Source organism: Gloeocapsa sp. PCC 7428 (assembly GCF_000317555.1).
Taxonomy (GTDB): Bacteria; Cyanobacteriota; Cyanobacteriia; order Cyanobacteriales; family Chroococcidiopsidaceae; genus Chroogloeocystis.
Genome location: NC_019745.1, coordinates 881,183 through 897,347, shown reverse-complemented (window position 1 = coordinate 897,347; position 16,165 = coordinate 881,183). Strand labels below are relative to the sequence as shown.

Sequence of the window (16,165 nt, the reverse complement as noted above, 5' to 3'; positions counted from 1 at the left end):
CCTCTGACCCTTGAACCCTACTATATGTTTGTCGAACTGTTCATCAAACGCCCTGTGGTCTCGATCGTCTGCGCCATCATTGTTGTCTTATTGGGCGCGGCGAGTATTCCGAACTTACCGATCGCGCAGTATCCAGAGATTGCCCCACCGCAAGTAACAGTCACAGCGAACTACATCGGAGCGAGTGCCGAAGTTGTTGAAAATACAGTAACAAACATTCTAGAGCAGGCAGTCAACGGCGCAGAAGGCGTACGTTACATTTCCTCATCGAGTAGTAACAACGGCAATAGCTCGATTAATCTCACGTTTGAAACGGGACGCAATATCGACCTTGCTGCTGTAGACGTACAAAACCGCGTCGCGACTGTACAACCCCAACTACCCGAAAGTGTGCAGCGCACCGGAGTCAGGGTACTGAAGCAGTCAACGGGGTTCTTAATGGCGATCGGGCTTTTCTCAGACAACGGTCAGTATACGAATACCTTCTTGAGTAACTACGCTGACCTTTATATTGTCGATGCCCTCCGACGCATTCAAGGCGTGAGTGACGTGCAAGTTTTTGGAGAACGCCGTTATGCAATGCGATTGTGGGTCGATCCGGAACGATTGGCAAGTCGGGCGTTGACAATGCAGGATGTCGTTAACGCACTTAATGAGCAAAATATCCAAGTAGGAGCAGGGCAACTCGGACAACCGCCAATTCCCAACGAACAACAGTATCAGTTAGATTTAGAAGCGCGCACGCAGTTTAACGATGTTTCGCAGTTCGAGGATTTGATTTTGCGAACTGAAGAAAATGGTTCACTCGTGCGGTTTCGCGATGTGGGGCGCGTTGAACTTGGCGCACAAGACTACAGCACCATTTTGCGATTTCAGGGAATTGAGGCAACAGGATTAGGAATTTCTCAACTTCCTGGAAGTAACGCGCTCGAAGTTGCCGCAGCGGTAAAAGCCGAATTAGCACAACTTGCGCAGCGGTTTCCACCAGGGATGGAGTACCAAATTGCGTTTGATACAACAGCATTCGTACAGCAATCGCTCACTGAAGTTGCCACGACGTTGATTCAGGCGATCGCACTTGTTGTTTTAATCATTTTCATCTTTCTGCAAGACTGGCGTACTACCCTGATTCCGGCAATCACAATTCCCGCTTCGCTACTCGGTACATTCATCTTCGTGCAAGTTTTTGGATTTTCGATTAATACCTTAACGCTATTCGGTTTAACGCTTGCGACAGGGATGGTCGTTGATGACGCAATTATCGTTGTCGAAAATATTTCCCGTCTAATTCAAGATAAGGGAATGAACCCGCGCGCGGCTGCGATTGAGTCGATGCGCGAGTTAACGAGTGCGGTTATTGCAACTTCGCTGGTGTTGATGGCAGTGTTTGTGCCTGTGGCGTTTTTTCCTGGTTCTACAGGCGCGCTGTATCGTCAGTTTGCGCTAACAATTGCGTTTTCCATCACCGTATCAACCTTCCTCGCACTGACATTTACACCCTCAATGTCGGCAAAACTATTGCGACAAGGGCAACATCCCCCACGCTGGTTAGCATGGTTTTTCGATCGCTTCAATCGTTTTTTGGATAGTTCGCAACGCAGTTATGCGCGATCGCTCCGTACGCTCATGCGGTTCAAAATGATCGTGCTGGGTATATTTATCTTATCGTTAGGCTTGACCGCATGGATGTTTGCGCGCGTCCCCTCAGGCTTTTTACCTGAGGAAGACCAAGGCTACTTTATTACGCTTGTGCAAGCACCCGAAGGCGTTTCGCTTAACTACACGAGTGATGTGATTGCGCGTGTAGAAAAAGAACTTCAGCAAATTCCTGAAATTACATCTAGCTTTGCGGTCGCAGGCTTTAGTTTTACTGGTAGTAGTGCCAATAACGGAATTGTATTTTCTAGTCTCAGACCGTGGGAAGAACGCCGCGAACCAGGACAATCGGTTGATGCAATTATTGGTCAACTGTTTGGTCGATTTGCCACAATTACCGAAGCAAGAATTTTGCCACTCAATCCCCCAGCGATTCAAGGATTAGGAACATTCGGCGGATTCAGCTTTCAATTGCAAGATCGCCGTGGTGTAAATGACCTTAACGCACTCGTGCAAGCGGCTGGACAAATCATGGCGCAAGCCAACCAAACTCCAGGTTTGCAGCAAGTATTTACAACTTTCGCCGCGAGTACGCCTAAATTATCGATTGATATCGACCGCAATACGGCTAAAGCACTGCAAGTTTCAGTTGATGATATTTTAAATACACTACAGACGGCGATCGCCTCACAATATGTCAACGACTTTACCTTAGGACAGCGCAATTATCGAGTTTACGTACAAGCCGATCAGCAATTCCGTTCGAGTCCAGGAGATATTAGTCGTTTGTACGTGCGATCGGCATTAGGAGAAATGATTCCACTAAGTAATCTTGTTTCGCTGACTCCGGAAACAGGTGCGCAAACGATTAATCACTTTAATTTATTCCGGTCGATTGAAATTACGGGTTCACCTGCACAAGGATATAGTTCAGGTGATGCGATTCAAGCGATGGAAGACGTCGCAGCGAATGTCTTACCGCCTGGATTAGACTATCAATGGTCAGGGACATCGTTGGAAGAAATTGAATCTGGCGGACAAGCCCCGATTATCTTTGGTTTAGGATTAGTCTTTGTCTTCTTAGTCTTGGCAGCGCAGTACGAAAACTTTATCGACCCCTTTATTATCATGCTGGCAGTGCCACTCGCAATTTTAGGTGCATTAATTGCCCAGTCGTTGCGCGGTTTAATTAATGATGTTTACTGTCAGGTGGGGTTAGTCATGTTGATTGGTTTAGCAAGTAAAAACTCGATTCTCATCGTCGAGTTCGCGAACCAACTGCGCGCTGAGGGATTACCACTCGTCAAAGCTGCGATTGAAGCGGCGCGGGAACGCTTGCGCCCAATTTTGATGACAGCAATTTCTACCTTGGTTGGTATCTTTCCTTTGGTTGTGGCGACAGGTGCGGGCGCTGGTAGCCGTCAGTCATTAGGAACTGCGGTTTTTGGCGGAATGCTAGTAGCAACGTTTTTATCGTTGTTTATCATTCCTGTACTCTACGTTGTCGTTGTTTCACTTGAGGAAAGCGTGCGCGATCGCTTCGGTTGGTCTAAATCTGATGCAACTGATGGTTAAGCGTCTCTCAGTTATGAGTGAGTGCAATCCTTAATCCATAGACGCAGTTCAGCTTCTGAATCCGCATACACAAATTCACCTGTGCGCGGGTTAATGGTGTACCACCAGCGATCGCTACCATTGACAAATTCATGTACTTGCGGCGTAGAACTCGCAAAAAGCGCCGCAACATTCTGTTTCAAGTTTTTTAACCAAGCATTTAACTTAAATCGCTGACTTGATGTACCAACAATTGTCAGTTGTTGCGCTTCGCGCTCTAATAATCTCGCAAGTTGAATATTGTTTGTTGCTTTGGCAACTTCTAGACGATGCGCCAAGGAAGCCATCATGCTTTCTAGGTGCCTATCTACGTGCGAAGAGTCTTTGTAAAGTACTGCCATGATTCCTCGAAAGATGTTTGTTGTTTAAGTTTAATTATATATTTTCTGTAGCTTAAGATACAAAATACAACAATTTACAAACATCTACTCGCAGACAGAATCAATTGTCAAATTTCTCACATTTGATATGAAACGTAGACGCCTTCCGACTAAAGTCGGGGCTAGAGAAACTAAGTTGACGAGCGCACACTTAGAGAAGCATTTTAGTAGTGGTTTCACGGTGGGGATAGCATTGAGCTAGCACTGATAGCAATTGCGATCGCCCCAGATCGTCAATATTCGATTCCAGGATGTACCCGCGTATTTTATTACCAACGTCCTAGTCAATCTTTTGCGCAATTTGACAAACAAGAATTTTTCGTTCCAGCGTGCGATCTTGAGCCATTAATCGCGGCTTTATTGCAGCAAACAACGTTAAACGAATTTGAGAAATATCGCCAATCAACGCAAAACATTCGCGAAATCTTGGTTTGTACGCATGGAAACATTGATGTTGCTTGCGCTCGATTTACGAGAAGTTACGGAAAGAATTTGCTACGCTTGAAAACCTGCGCGTCTGGCGCTGTTCGTACCTTGGCGGACATCAGTTTGCAACAACTTTGATTGATTTCCCCACAGGACAAGTTTGGGGACACCTTGAACGGCAAATTTTCTTTACACTTATTTTGCGCAATTCTCCCGTTACCGTTCTCCGACTATTTTATCGGGGTTAGGCAGGACTAACGAAATTTGAGCAAATAGTCGAGCGAGAGCTTTGGATGCACCGTGGTTGGAATTGGTTAAACTATCATAAATCTGGGCAAATCTTGGCACAAGATACCGTTAATGATACGTGGAATCCACATTGGGCTGAAGTTCGTTTAGAGTTTGCAGAACCTGATAGTGGCGCGACTGGTATTTATCAAGCTAGGGTAGAAGTATGTGGTTCGGTGATGAGTGCTGGGAATTCGGGTGAGAAAGCGATCGCACTCAAGCAATATCGCATTGTGTAATTAACATCATTGACATATTTTCATGAATCCGTTGAATTTACACGACTCTTACTCATGTCCCGTCTGTCGTTTAGGGCAAATTGCAGCTTTACCCTTGATGGATGCGATGGCGTGTAACCTGTGTCAACAAATTTTTGAAGTTAATCTAGAAAAACAGCAGATCAAAATGCCATCACGCCAACCAGCATTGATATGGAACTGGAATGGTAAACACTGGGACAGCGCACGTTTGGAAGGCGTTGAGCTTGGTTGGGGGTACGTTTTCGCAGCGATCGCCTTGGTATTACTTCCACCCTCTTTAATTGGGCTGGTGATTTTGATTCATCCTCCCACTCCTGATACGCCTTTAGCTTGGCTACCTTATGTATGGGCTAGCTTGGGTTTCATCGCACATTTAGCGATTGTTGGTTGGTTGGTGATTGAGTTTTATCAATTTCCGCTTGGGTTGTGGTTCCGAAGCTTACCCCAACAACTGCGACAACAACGTATTCGTAATTTGTAATTATCCATTCTTACTTAGATGACAACTGCTGTTGTACCCATGTCCGAAATGAACGCAGCGTTTGAGTTTCGCCGTCAATCAGACTTTGTGCAATTAGCTGTGGAACTAGGTTCAAGTCAAGTATAGAAAACGTCGGACTTTGTTGAGTAAGCGTGTAGCTTGAATCAAGCTGAGATAATAAAAAAACCTGAAGCGATCGCCCATCATACCGCCAAATCTCTGGTACACCCACAGCCGCATAAATTGGGCGTTTATCAATCGAGCTACTTGTAATATCAATTTCTAGAACCAAATCAGGCGGCGGATCGATATTTAGATCGATATTGCGTTTATTTCTGACACGCGGCTCATTTTGAATATAGTAACAAGAATCAGGCTCAGCGCCACGTTTCATGTTTTCGCGCTTTAAGGTAAGGGAGCCAAAACTTTTGATATTCAAATTCATTTCTTCTGCTAATGCGTGAATCAGTCGCTCAACAAATCTATTCGTATTTTCATGCTCTCCTAAAGGAGTCATAATTTCTAACATTCCATCAATATAAGCCACACGCGTTGCTCGTTCTTGACCCATCTCATCGAGCATGGCTGTAAATGTTTGCCAACTAATATTTCTTAAGACAACTCTTTGTTCGGCTAACGCTGGAGAGGAAACCATATCTGTAAGTGGTAAAAATTCAGATACATCGAAGACGGGTAATTGGTAACTGGTAATCGGCGCATCGAGAATTTTGTTAAATATTGATTACCTATTACCTGTTACCCATTGTCCAATCATTTTGCAATGCTATCGAACCTCACGAAACCATTCGGTAATTCCTTCAGCGATCGCAGCAGCTAAGTTTCTTTGGGCTTGCGGATCGACTATCCATTCAAACTCGGTGGGATTGATCATAAATCCTAGTTCGAGTAATACCGAAGGCGCTGATGCTGGGCGGGTGAGTGCTAAGTTATTCCAGTAGACTCCGTACGCAGGACGACGCAGTTTATTCACGACGTAGTTGTGTAAAAATACCGCGAGATTATGCGCTTGGGGATGATACCAAAATGCACCAAATCCTTGCGTATTCATCGCATCACCACTATCAGGTAAAGCATTGTAATGCAGTGAAAGCGCGATCGCCGGTTCTAATTTATCAATCATCGCAACGCGATCGCCTAACGATAATTCAGTATCTTCCTCGCGCGTCATATACACCGTCGCACCCCGCGCCACGAGTTGATCGCGCACTAATTTCGATATCACCAAATTAATTTCTTTCTCAGGATAGCCATTTGGTCCTCTTGCTCCTAATTCTGCCCCGCCGTGTCCTGGATCGAGAAGAATTTTAATTCCTGCTAAAGGTACGTTCTGCTTAGCCTGACTCGCAGGAGGATGGCGTAAAGTTAAGACTAAGCTTGTATTGTCGTATCGCAGCTTGTAGCCCCACTGTTGGGCAGATTTGAGGTTAAAGGTGTATTGCACTTGTTCTGGCGCGATCTGTTGCCAATCTAGACGCGAAATTAACGGGTTATCATCTAAACGAATAACATCGGTTTGAGCAGTGGTGTTGTAGAGCGTCAGCGTTAATGTGCGATCGCCTTGCTGTACGCTTACGGGTACAGGAACTTGCAATGGAAATATCATCTCGGTTGCACCTGCAACTTGACGCGCGATCGCACTCCGAATCAGCGATCGCGGTGGAACGACACCAGAAATAATTCTTGTTTCTTTCGCGTTAATCCAACCGCCGTAATCAAGACGCAACCACTCCCCTTCTTTAGCGGTAATACTCGCGCGGGTTCCTTTCGGTAACGGTGTGAGGCGCGAATAATCAGTACTAGGACCTGTCCGCGCAATACCAGCATCCGCAACCACTTCAGCAACTTCTAGCTGCGCGGGGGACAAAATTGAGATTTTCCCTGGACTGAGTTGCGTTGTCGTTTTACCGTTAATTGTTAGCTGAAACTGCGGTTGAATCGAATGGGCGATCGCCGTGTTAGTACCCAAAGCTGGCAATGTGGTACAACCTTGATATTGTCCGGTAACAGATGAAACTGTCGGTTGATTTTGTTGCGTTAACGCGGCAGAGTTGGGTGGTAGCTGAAGAAATTGCGGTTGTGGCAGTAAGGGAACTTTTTGATTCGCAATCTGAACTGTTACTGTAGCATTAGGAGGAGCAATCGCCCCGAAACATATTAATTCTCCTGGTAATCGGGCGACATCAACTGCTGGAGTGAGAGAATCTTTCGCAAACGCTAATCCGGCTGGAATTTCCGGCGTTGTGGATAGCCGCGTCACTTTAACTTGAACTTGTTGATTCTGGTAGCGCAGCGTAAACACATTATCGCCCACTTGTAAAGGAAAACTCGGAGCAAAATGTCCTGCTCGACTGCGAGCGATCGCCTTACCATTGATCGATACTTCTCCGTCTAGCGGTGCGGTTCCAATCAAGAAAATGCGATCGGATGTAGTTTGATGCTCGTTGGGTGGATACACAACCGAAAGCGATTGATTCGCCCAGGCTGGCGCAGACGCCATGACAGAAATAAATAAACTTAATCTGATCGCATTACAATTAGAATAGCATTTAGCCACTCGCCCCTCGCTCCTCGCTCCTACTCCCTCAATACTGTGGCACAATTGACGGGGTATATCTGCACAAGTTCCTCATTAAATTTTTATGACTAAATTTGTTTTTGTCACTGGCGGTGTCGTCTCCAGCATTGGCAAAGGCATTGTTGCAGCCAGTTTGGGACGGTTGCTGAAGTCGCGCGATTATTCCGTATCGATTCTCAAGCTCGATCCTTACATTAACGTCGATCCTGGCACGATGAGTCCTTTTCAGCATGGGGAAGTCTTTGTGACAGAAGATGGCGCTGAAACTGACTTGGATTTAGGACACTACGAACGCTTCACAGACACATCAATGTCGCGGCTCAATAGTGTCACGACTGGCTCAATTTATCAAGCCGTGCTGAATAAAGAGCGTCGCGGCGACTATATGGGTGGGACAGTGCAGGTGATTCCGCACATCACGAACGAAATCAAAGAACGCATTAAACGCGTAGCAAAAAACACAAACCCAGACGTTGTCATCACTGAAATTGGTGGCACGGTCGGCGATATTGAATCGCTACCGTTTTTAGAAGCCATTCGCCAGTTTCGCAAGGATGTCGGGCGGCAAAATGTTTTGTATATGCACGTAACGCTCGTGCCTTGGATTCCTTCGGCGGGAGAGATGAAAACCAAGCCGACGCAGCATTCAGTTAAAGAGTTACGCTCGATTGGCATTCAACCGGATATTTTAGTGTGTCGGTGCGATCGCCCGCTACCCCCTGGCTTAAAAGAAAAAATGTCCGAATTCTGCGATGTCCCTGTCGAGTGCGTGATTACATCGCAGGATGCCAAAAGTATCTACGAAGTCCCGCTGAATCTCGAACAGGAAGGTTTAGCGCAGCAAACGCTAGAGTTACTGCAACTCGAACAACGCCAACCGGATCTCAGTCAATGGCGAACAATTGTCGAGCGGTTGTATAGTCCAACACACCGTGTAGAAATTGCGATCGTTGGTAAGTATGTGCGCTTGGGAGATGCGTATTTATCAGTAGTAGAAGCGCTACGTCATGCGGCGATCGCAATGGGTGGTGAATTGCACTTACGCTGGGTAAACTCAGAAAATTTAGAAAATGAACCTGTAGAGCGCTACCTAGAAGGAGTGAATGGTTTAGTTGTACCAGGAGGCTTTGGCATTCGCGGTGTAGATGGTAAAATTGCCGCAGTAAAATACGCGCGCACGCACCAAATTCCTTTCTTGGGTTTGTGCTTGGGAATGCAGTGTGCTGTTGTCGAATGGGCGAGGCACATCGCGGGTTTAGAAAATGCAAACAGTGCTGAGTTTAATCCTGAAGGCGCGCACCCAGTCATCAACTTATTACCAGAACAACAAGATGTTGTCGATCTAGGTGGTACGATGCGCTTAGGGTTGTATCCTTGTCGCCTAGCACCGAATACTCTAGCATTCAAGCTTTACCAAGAAGAAGTTGTTTACGAACGACACCGCCACCGCTACGAATTTAATAACGCCTACCGCAACTTATTTTTAGAGTCTGGCTACGCGATTAGTGGTACGTCTCCTGATGGACGCTTGGTAGAAATTATTGAACTCCCCAATCATCCGTTTTTCGTGGCGACGCAGTTTCATCCAGAATTTCAATCGCGTCCGAGTGCGCCACATCCCTTGTTTAAAGGATTCGTAGAAGCAGTTATGATGCGATCGCAATCATCTTCACCATTACCTGCAACCGCAGAAGTGTCGTGATGAGTGGTAAGGCACTGCCTTACCCGTACTGAGGCTGAGGAGCGATTTTAATCCTGATTCTTTATTTTGTCCCACGCAAGCCGCGCGGCTCCTACCATTCCGGCTTGGTTGCCGAGTTCAGCTGTGAGGATTTCTAATCCTGTGCGAGAACTCGGTAGTACGCGGCATTCAATTTCCGCATGAACGCTGGGAAAGAAAAACTCTGCGCTGGCGCTCACCCCACCACCAATAATGATGGCTTCAGGCGTTAAAACGTAAATCAAGCTCGCTAAACCCGCACCCAATTCTTTACCATACTGCCGCCAAAAAGTCAATGCCTCCGTGTCTCCTGCTTTGGCAAGCGCACAGAGTTGTGCGGGTTCGAGTCCAGTGCGGCGACGAATTGCCTGAACTGAGACGTATTGCTCTAAAGAACCGTAATTGCCACTATTACAAGGTGGACCATCAAGGTTTAAAGTTATTAATCCGAGTTCAGCAGCGGTTCCCTGATGTCCGACAAAGAGATGACCATCGAGAATCACTGCACCGCCGACACCCGTTCCCAAAGTAAGCAGAATTAAGTGACGAAAGCGGCGTCCTGCGCCTAACCATGCTTCACCCAACCCAGCACAGTTAGCGTCGTTAGCCAGAACCGCAAGCCGACCTGTTTTCGCTTCTAGCCAATCGGCTAAAGGAACATCGCGCCAGTTGTGAAGATTAATTGCCACTCGCGCAATTCGTCCAGAAACATCCGCAGGACCTGGCGTACCAACACCGATCGCGAGACATTGATTGTCAGGATCAATTTGCGCGATCGCATCTACCATCACATCAACAACCGCCTGTGGTGTTGCGGGTTGAGGAGTGGCGACAATTAACGATCCTAGACAAGTACCATCTTGCGCAAATTTTCCTAATTTAATTGCGGTTCCACCCAAGTCAATACCGATAACTTGGGGCTGAGGTGAATCTGATGCTGCGCTCATCATGTGGTTCAACTTACGGTGATTTAAACTGCTTGCAATTGCATTGCAAGAATTCTCTTTAGGAGTTACGTACTTGCCCCTAAATCTCCCATTCATGGGGGACTTCAACTCAGAATTTCCCCCGCCCCCTCTCACTCTCCCCCAATGCATGGGGGAGAAGATAAGGATGAAACTTGTGTGTTTGGGGCTAGGGGGGCAGAATTGATTCAACTGCGTAAGTCCTGTTTCTTATTTCACCACAAGAACGGAATCAGTTGAAGAGGTTCCTGACGCTCGATGTTGTTTGCGGTTCTTCGCGGCGTAAAACTCTTCCCGACGAATCGGTACGATACACCCAAGTAGACCGACCATCAGATACCGTGACGCGCCAACCTTCTACCAAAGCTTGCGTACAAAATTCGTCAGCTTGCGCCAAGCCTAAACAACCGTCTGACCACGTTTGTTGACTTGATTGAGTGACTCGCAGTCTACTTACAGGAATATTCTCGCGTTGCGCAATATCTTGCCGTACCGCATCCGCAACTTGACGAGGAATTTGCAGCGCGCGATCGCTTTGTCGTTGGCGTGTTGGTTTACACCTTTGCGTCAGTAAATTTCTAGGGGTTGCATTCGCGGCTGTCATTGTCGTAAAACCACTAGATAAAATACTGCTTAACAACACAACGCAAACAATTCGCCGAGGTTTAATAAAGGCTATAAGTTTCATCGTACGTGGCTAAAAATCAATCTAATTCAAAGCTGATAACAAGTAGCGATTAGCTATGCTCTTTTTAGACGGTCGTTTACTCTTTATGAGTTCCTGTTGTGATTGATACCGCGCATCGCGAGTAAGGCAGTACCATAAGCCGCCTCGGTGTGCTGCGACATCACTAACGGTACATCAAAGTAACGCTGACGAATCGCAGTCCAGGTTGTATTCGCCGCACCGCCGCCCGCCGTGTAAATTCGGATGAGAGGAGTTGCACCGAGTTGTTGCAGTAGTTGATAACCTTGGTATTCGATACGGGCAATGCTTTCTAATAATCCGTGCAGAAACTCGACGCGATTATTTGGTTGTGGTTCGAGGCGCGGTTGTAGGTTGGGATCGTTGACTGGAAAGCGATCGCCACTTTGCAATAACGGATAGTAATCAAGTGGGCTGATTTGTTGGGGATCAATCTGACGGCTAAATTGTTCTAACTCGGTGTTGGAAAAAAATTGCTTCAGTACTGCGCCCCCTGTATTAGAAGCCCCTCCTGTTAACCATAAGTCACCTAAGCGATGGCTATAAACGCCATACAGGCTATTCTCTATGCGTGTATGACTTAAAAGCTTGAGTACCAAAGTTGAACCGAGTGATGTTACAGCTTCTCCTGGGGAAGTTGCACCACTTGCAAGAAACGCGGCGATACTATCGGTTGTTCCCGCACATACGTAGCAATCACGGCGCAAGCGAAAGCGTGTTGCAACGCTTGCTGTGACTTCTGCAACAGGCGTACCAGGAACGACAACTTGCGGTAATAAATGCGCGATTGGGCGAAGCCCAGCGCCAAAGGCGATCGCTGGTTGTGTCAGCCACGCAGGATAGCAAAAATGCTCGACGTCGTAGCCGAGTTTTAACGCATTGTGATAGTCGCTGATCCCAAGTTTCCCGTGAAGCAGAAACGCTAACCAATCAGCTTGATGTAAGAAATATTTCGCATCGCTAAATGTTGGTTGCTGTGATAGCCACAACAGCTTTGCTAAACTCGATGTCGCACTCAATACTGTGTGATTCGGCGGTGCGATCGCTTTTAATTGTTCTCGTACTGCGACTCCGCGCGTATCGTTGTACATCAGTGGTGTTGTCACTGGCGTTCCTGTTGTATCGCACAATAGAACCGTTGAAGAAGTTCCATCAATGGCGATCGCATGAATTTGTTGGCGTATTTTTGGCGGAATTTCCGCAATTAAGCTAAATAAAGCGTTTTCCCAAGCCTTTACCTGCGTAATGTCCTCTCCTGTCAGCGACTTTCTCGTTTCGGCTTGCACTACTCCTAGATCATCGATAACTACTGCTCTTGCACCAGAGGTACCAAAATCTATCCCAAGTGTGTAATTATCTTTTACGGTGTCAAACACTGTGAAAATTAGAGGTCGGGGATCAGGGTTTTACAACGGTTAATACAATCTCAAGACGTTGCTGATTTTAACCGGTGCGGACTCATCGATGGAAATGACGGAAGATTGGTAGCGAGATTCAAAATATCCTTTTGTATCAGTATAAAGCTTCCCTGACCTTTGATCTGTGACCTTTGACCTCTCTCAATTTGTTTCATATTGTAAAAACTTATTCCATCAACTGAACAATTTGGTCAAAAGTAGTGATGGTTCGATTCATTTTGCATCAAGGAGGTTTCCTCAAATGTCTATATCAGATACCCAAGTTTTTGTAGCACTTGTGGTCGCACTGATTCCTGGTGTGCTTGCTTTCCGTTTAGCAACAGAGCTTTACAAGTAACACCATTTAAAACAGCATAAACCTCGAAAGGATGAAGGTATTGCCACTTAGAGTAGTTGCAGGCAAAAATACCGTTAGCTTGCTACTCTTTGTCGGTTGATTCTTCATCCTTTCAGTTACCATGGCAATCGGTAACTTAATTTATCCCTAAGCCGAAGGACTGTGAGGCTTGTTCTGACCTCTACTCAGTACATAATTCAGTAAAGTTCAGATTTTTTCAGTATAATTACTGTTGAAAGTTTTGCAAACTAGCGGTAACTTGCTTGTGAAGCAGCGCGAGTTTACGTGACATCACCGAGCAAGTCAAAAAAGCGATTAGCTTCTAGCTAAATTTCTTGAACAAAGATACCATGCTTTTTTTGATCGCTCATCGTGAGGCTTGCAACCCTAAATCCTTAGCTAACCGAAGATGGCTCATTGCTTTAGGGTCATCAAGCAGTAACATTTATCTTTCCCTTGTAAATTCTGAATTCTTGTTTAAAGCAGAATTAATTGAGCAAAGAATCATCTTTACTTGATTACAGATTTACAGCAAAAATTTGTCTAAAACCAGCGTAATAGCTTGGTATTGTCAATCTAGCTTTTTCTAGGGCAGCTTTTAAGCCGTTATGAACGCTATTCAACCGTCTGGACCCTCACTCAAACCTCAAGATCCTCGCCGAGTTGCTCGCAAGCGAACCCAGCGTCGTCGTCATCCGTATCGAGCGACAGCGATTCATACTACGGCAAAATTGGTTGTCAATCTGCTGCTTTTATTCGCAGCTGGCTCGGCGATCGCCAAACTTCTACCTTACTACTTGTCACAACAACAAAAACTTCACGAAATTCAAGCTGAAGTTCAATCAGTTGAAGGACGCGTAGAAGGTCTGCGCGCCGACCTTAATCGCTACTTCGACCCCCAGCAAGCACAATCTGTAATGCGAGAACAAAGTAATCGGTTTGAACCAGGACAACGCCCGCTGATATTGCAAAAAAAGTAGCTTTCAATTGACCCTGCTGAGATTTATTGCCTAGCAGGAACGTGCAAATTACGGAATTTGCGTTTGCTCTGGCATTTTTAAGGTTTCGATTTGATTTGCTTGTGCAAGCAGGCGCGTTGAGATGCGATCGCAAACAATTTCACACAAGTTAAAAATCACTGGATCGGAAACTTTATAAAAAACACTCACTCCTTGGGGATGACGCGAAACCATGCCACAATGCATCAACATTTTAAGATGCTTGGAAACATTTGCTTGACCTAACCCAGTTACCTCTACAATTTCCATTACATTTTTAGGTCCTGTACGCAAACAGCTTAATACTTGGAGTCTGCTCACTTCTGATAAAACTTTGAAGTACTCTGCAACCTGTGCTAAAGCCATAGGAGAAGTATCTCGCATACACTAGTTTTAGCTGGAAAAACACATAATTATTTTTTATATTTTACTACGATTTATTAATCTTCTCTATACCTTTTGCTATATATCTTACGCTATAAAAGTTATGTATTTTTAAGCGAAACATCATAAATCACCAGCTTATCTTTTGTTAAGTTTTATAGATCAGTAACTTCTAAACTTAAGCTAGGAAAATAGTAATTAACGGATAAACTTAAGCATGATGTAAAATCTTATTCGCTAATTTGGAAAGTTATAAATTTGTAAAAACATTCATTTTTTTTGTAAAGCAGCCAATCGGCAACAAAGAAGATATATAAAATTCTAAATGAGAAATTCAAAATTGCACTTTGATAGTGTTTATTTGTTTCAACAGTAGTTTTATTAATTAAAGTGATTAATCTATTTTTACTATAGAAGAAACAATTGTCGAAGAGAAAATTAGGAGCCTAGCTAGCAATTAAAGTCATTGTTTAAAAACTAAGTCTACTTTCGTGGACTTATGGATATCAGGGTTGTATAAACCGATTCAAGCTAGGATTTATAGCAGAGGTCAGGGTTGAAAATGAGTTAGGGTAATGGTTATTCATACCTTCAATGTCCTAACTATCCCAACGAGACTGCTATACCTATTCATACCAATAGAAAATAGTTGCACCCAATTAAATCATCGGCATTGCTTAATCAATGTATGAATCGTTAAGTAACCGCACTCGTATCAGCCCCCTAAATCCACGCCAGTTGCTACAACGGGAGACTCGGAGTTCCCACCTAGTGGGGATTGGGGGGCGGTTCGCCAGGGACGCGTGCTAGATATCGACTATTTGTGTGTACACGGTAGCCTCCAAGATTGGGGAAGAAGATAAGGATGAAACTTTTAATTTCACATCTTTCCTGCACTTTTTAGCGAAGATTAAACCCTTGACCGCGACGCGATTGTGTCCAGATGCATAATTCACCATTTTTACCGCCAGCCGCGAGTAGCTGACCTTGAGGATGCCAAGCAAGACACGAAAAGCCTTGCGGTGCGCCTTCTAAAATCTGGGCAAGACGTTGAGCTTTATGCCACAAGCAAATTAAACCATCTTCGGCAGCAGAAGCTAAAAGTAAGCTGTTGGGTTGAAACGCGATCGCTTGTATAACACCGAGATGATGCTGTAAAACTTGGCTTTCCCAACCAACCAACTCGTCAGGATGCTTAGACCACACTACGACCCCTTCAACACTAGCCGCTGCAAACAAAGGTGGATTTTGATTCGCGGTTGACCACGTAATTTGACGAATTTTTCCAGGAAAACCCCGCATTACCCAAGGGTTAGGATTATTCCATTCAAACACAGCGATTGTGCGGTCCATATTACCAATCGCAAAGTATTTACTATCGCCAGCCCATGCGATCGCAACACTCGCAGTTGGCAGATCGAAAACATAAGGGTCTTCGTTCCAGTCGCGACTTTCCCAAATTTTGACACCTTGATACCCTGCGATCGCAAGATACTGACCATCAGAACTCCAATCTAAGCCCAGTACCGAAGACGCCGCAAAGTTGAGTGTCGTGGAAGTGTCCGGCGTTGTCGCATCCCAAATCTGAATAGTACGCCCTAAACTAAAAGCAAGCTGGTTACTAACCGGATTCCACGCGAGTCGATCGACCCAAGCGGAGGAATGCGTTATATTAAGCGGTTGCCACTGATTGACCTCAACATCTTGATTTTGCCAAATTTTGACTCCTGCTTGACCGCCCGCTGCTAAAAAATGACCATCGCTAGAAAACGCCAGACAATCTACTGATTGCGCGTGAGTTGTTTGCAGTGGTATTCGTTGCCACTTTTCTTGACGATCAGGCGTATGTTCCCACAAGATAACTTCTCCAGCCGCAGAACTCGTAGCCAAGAATTTACCCTGCGGCGACCACGCGATCGCTGTGACATAATCCTCAAGCATTTGTGCAAAGTACAAATCAAACTGCTGAGAATTAACTGTTTTAGATTTCATGGAT

The 16,165-nt window shown here is 45.4% G+C and carries 15 protein-coding genes; 7 read left to right on the top strand and 8 right to left on the bottom strand.

Annotation, left to right across the window (positions count from 1 at the left end; translation table 11 throughout):
• Positions 1-24 precede the first annotated feature (24 nt).
• The gene (locus GLO7428_RS03995) at positions 25-3,171 is read left to right on the top strand and encodes an efflux RND transporter permease subunit (protein ID WP_015187275.1); all 3,147 of its coding nucleotides are present in this window, start codon (positions 25-27) and stop codon (positions 3,169-3,171) included.
• Positions 3,172-3,182: 11 nt separating this feature from the next.
• On the opposite strand, the gene GLO7428_RS03990 is transcribed toward GLO7428_RS03995, so the two are convergent.
• Positions 3,183-3,551, bottom strand: coding sequence for a hypothetical protein (locus tag GLO7428_RS03990; protein ID WP_015187274.1), 369 nt, complete (start codon positions 3,549-3,551; stop codon positions 3,183-3,185).
• A 497-nt stretch (positions 3,552-4,048) separates the two neighbouring features.
• Here GLO7428_RS03990 and GLO7428_RS25865 point away from each other — a divergent pair, with 497 nt between their 5' ends.
• Genes GLO7428_RS25865 through GLO7428_RS03980 form a run of 3 tightly spaced genes read left to right on the top strand, consistent with a single transcriptional unit; the run spans position 4,049 to position 5,045 of the window.
• Complete coding sequence (locus tag GLO7428_RS25865; RefSeq protein ID WP_051038395.1) at positions 4,049-4,264, top strand: sucrase ferredoxin; 216 nt, start codon at positions 4,049-4,051, stop codon at positions 4,262-4,264.
• Between the two features lie 45 nt (positions 4,265-4,309).
• On the top strand, positions 4,310-4,543 hold the full coding sequence (locus tag GLO7428_RS25860) for a hypothetical protein (protein ID WP_051038394.1): 234 nt from the start codon (positions 4,310-4,312) through the stop codon (positions 4,541-4,543).
• Positions 4,544-4,565: 22 nt separating this feature from the next.
• Positions 4,566-5,045 (top strand): hypothetical protein, encoded by a 480-nt coding sequence (locus GLO7428_RS03980; RefSeq protein WP_015187273.1) that lies wholly within the window; start codon positions 4,566-4,568, stop codon positions 5,043-5,045.
• 10 nt (positions 5,046-5,055) lie between these two features.
• Here GLO7428_RS03980 and GLO7428_RS03975 read toward each other — a convergent pair whose 3' ends face one another.
• Both GLO7428_RS03975 and GLO7428_RS03970 read right to left on the bottom strand, forming a co-directional pair.
• Complete coding sequence (locus tag GLO7428_RS03975; protein ID WP_015187272.1) at positions 5,056-5,700, bottom strand: Uma2 family endonuclease; 645 nt, start codon at positions 5,698-5,700, stop codon at positions 5,056-5,058.
• A gap of 129 nt (positions 5,701-5,829) precedes the next feature.
• Positions 5,830-7,563, bottom strand: coding sequence for an N-acetylmuramoyl-L-alanine amidase (locus tag GLO7428_RS03970; protein WP_081588050.1), 1,734 nt, complete (start codon positions 7,561-7,563; stop codon positions 5,830-5,832).
• A 142-nt stretch (positions 7,564-7,705) separates the two neighbouring features.
• Here GLO7428_RS03970 and GLO7428_RS03965 point away from each other — a divergent pair, with 142 nt between their 5' ends.
• Entirely contained in the window at positions 7,706-9,343 is a 1,638-nt protein-coding gene (locus GLO7428_RS03965; RefSeq protein WP_015187270.1) for a CTP synthase, read from the top strand.
• Between the two features lie 47 nt (positions 9,344-9,390).
• Here the strand turns inward: GLO7428_RS03965 and GLO7428_RS03960 are convergent, their stop codons facing one another.
• The 3 genes from GLO7428_RS03960 to GLO7428_RS03950 all read right to left on the bottom strand — a co-directional run bounded on the left by GLO7428_RS03960 (position 9,391) and on the right by GLO7428_RS03950 (position 12,408).
• On the bottom strand, positions 9,391-10,311 hold the full coding sequence (locus GLO7428_RS03960; RefSeq protein ID WP_015187269.1) for an ROK family protein: 921 nt from the start codon (positions 10,309-10,311) through the stop codon (positions 9,391-9,393).
• 247 nt (positions 10,312-10,558) lie between these two features.
• A complete protein-coding gene (locus GLO7428_RS28800; RefSeq protein WP_015187268.1) occupies positions 10,559-11,014 on the bottom strand; it encodes a hypothetical protein in 456 nt (151 codons plus the stop codon).
• Between the two features lie 83 nt (positions 11,015-11,097).
• On the bottom strand, positions 11,098-12,408 hold the full coding sequence (locus tag GLO7428_RS03950; RefSeq protein WP_015187267.1) for an FGGY-family carbohydrate kinase: 1,311 nt from the start codon (positions 12,406-12,408) through the stop codon (positions 11,098-11,100).
• Between the two features lie 283 nt (positions 12,409-12,691).
• Between GLO7428_RS03950 and psaM the strand changes: the two genes are divergently transcribed.
• Together psaM and GLO7428_RS03945 are read left to right on the top strand one after the other, a co-directional pair.
• Positions 12,692-12,787: a photosystem I reaction center subunit XII gene (psaM, locus tag GLO7428_RS26435; protein ID WP_015187266.1), complete on the top strand. Its 96-nt coding sequence runs from the start codon at positions 12,692-12,694 to the stop codon at positions 12,785-12,787.
• Positions 12,788-13,395: 608 nt separating this feature from the next.
• Complete coding sequence (locus GLO7428_RS03945; protein ID WP_015187265.1) at positions 13,396-13,767, top strand: hypothetical protein; 372 nt, start codon at positions 13,396-13,398, stop codon at positions 13,765-13,767.
• Positions 13,768-13,815: 48 nt separating this feature from the next.
• Here the strand turns inward: GLO7428_RS03945 and GLO7428_RS03940 are convergent, their stop codons facing one another.
• A complete protein-coding gene (locus GLO7428_RS03940) occupies positions 13,816-14,169 on the bottom strand; it encodes a helix-turn-helix transcriptional regulator (protein WP_015187264.1) in 354 nt (117 codons plus the stop codon).
• Positions 14,170-15,069: 900 nt separating this feature from the next.
• Positions 15,070-16,161, bottom strand: a complete 1,092-nt coding sequence (locus tag GLO7428_RS03935) for a WD40 repeat domain-containing protein (protein ID WP_015187263.1) — start codon at positions 16,159-16,161, stop codon at positions 15,070-15,072.
• Between the last annotated feature and the right edge of the window lie 4 nt (positions 16,162-16,165).

Coding starts and splice junctions, on each gene's coding strand:
- GLO7428_RS03995 (WP_015187275.1), top strand. CDS start 25: ATGTTTGTCGAACTGTTCATCAAACGCCCTGTGGTCTCGATCGTCTGC.
- GLO7428_RS03990 (WP_015187274.1), bottom strand. CDS start 3,551: ATGGCAGTACTTTACAAAGACTCTTCGCACGTAGATAGGCACCTAGAA.
- GLO7428_RS25860 (WP_051038394.1), top strand. CDS start 4,310: ATGCACCGTGGTTGGAATTGGTTAAACTATCATAAATCTGGGCAAATC.
- GLO7428_RS03980 (WP_015187273.1), top strand. CDS start 4,566: ATGAATCCGTTGAATTTACACGACTCTTACTCATGTCCCGTCTGTCGT.
- GLO7428_RS03975 (WP_015187272.1), bottom strand. CDS start 5,700: ATGGTTTCCTCTCCAGCGTTAGCCGAACAAAGAGTTGTCTTAAGAAAT.
- GLO7428_RS03970 (WP_081588050.1), bottom strand. CDS start 7,563: ATGGCGTCTGCGCCAGCCTGGGCGAATCAATCGCTTTCGGTTGTGTAT.
- GLO7428_RS03965 (WP_015187270.1), top strand. CDS start 7,706: ATGACTAAATTTGTTTTTGTCACTGGCGGTGTCGTCTCCAGCATTGGC.
- GLO7428_RS03960 (WP_015187269.1), bottom strand. CDS start 10,311: ATGATGAGCGCAGCATCAGATTCACCTCAGCCCCAAGTTATCGGTATT.
- GLO7428_RS28800 (WP_015187268.1), bottom strand. CDS start 11,014: ATGAAACTTATAGCCTTTATTAAACCTCGGCGAATTGTTTGCGTTGTG.
- psaM (WP_015187266.1), top strand. CDS start 12,692: ATGTCTATATCAGATACCCAAGTTTTTGTAGCACTTGTGGTCGCACTG.
- GLO7428_RS03945 (WP_015187265.1), top strand. CDS start 13,396: ATGAACGCTATTCAACCGTCTGGACCCTCACTCAAACCTCAAGATCCT.
- GLO7428_RS03940 (WP_015187264.1), bottom strand. CDS start 14,169: ATGCGAGATACTTCTCCTATGGCTTTAGCACAGGTTGCAGAGTACTTC.
- GLO7428_RS03935 (WP_015187263.1), bottom strand. CDS start 16,161: ATGAAATCTAAAACAGTTAATTCTCAGCAGTTTGATTTGTACTTTGCA.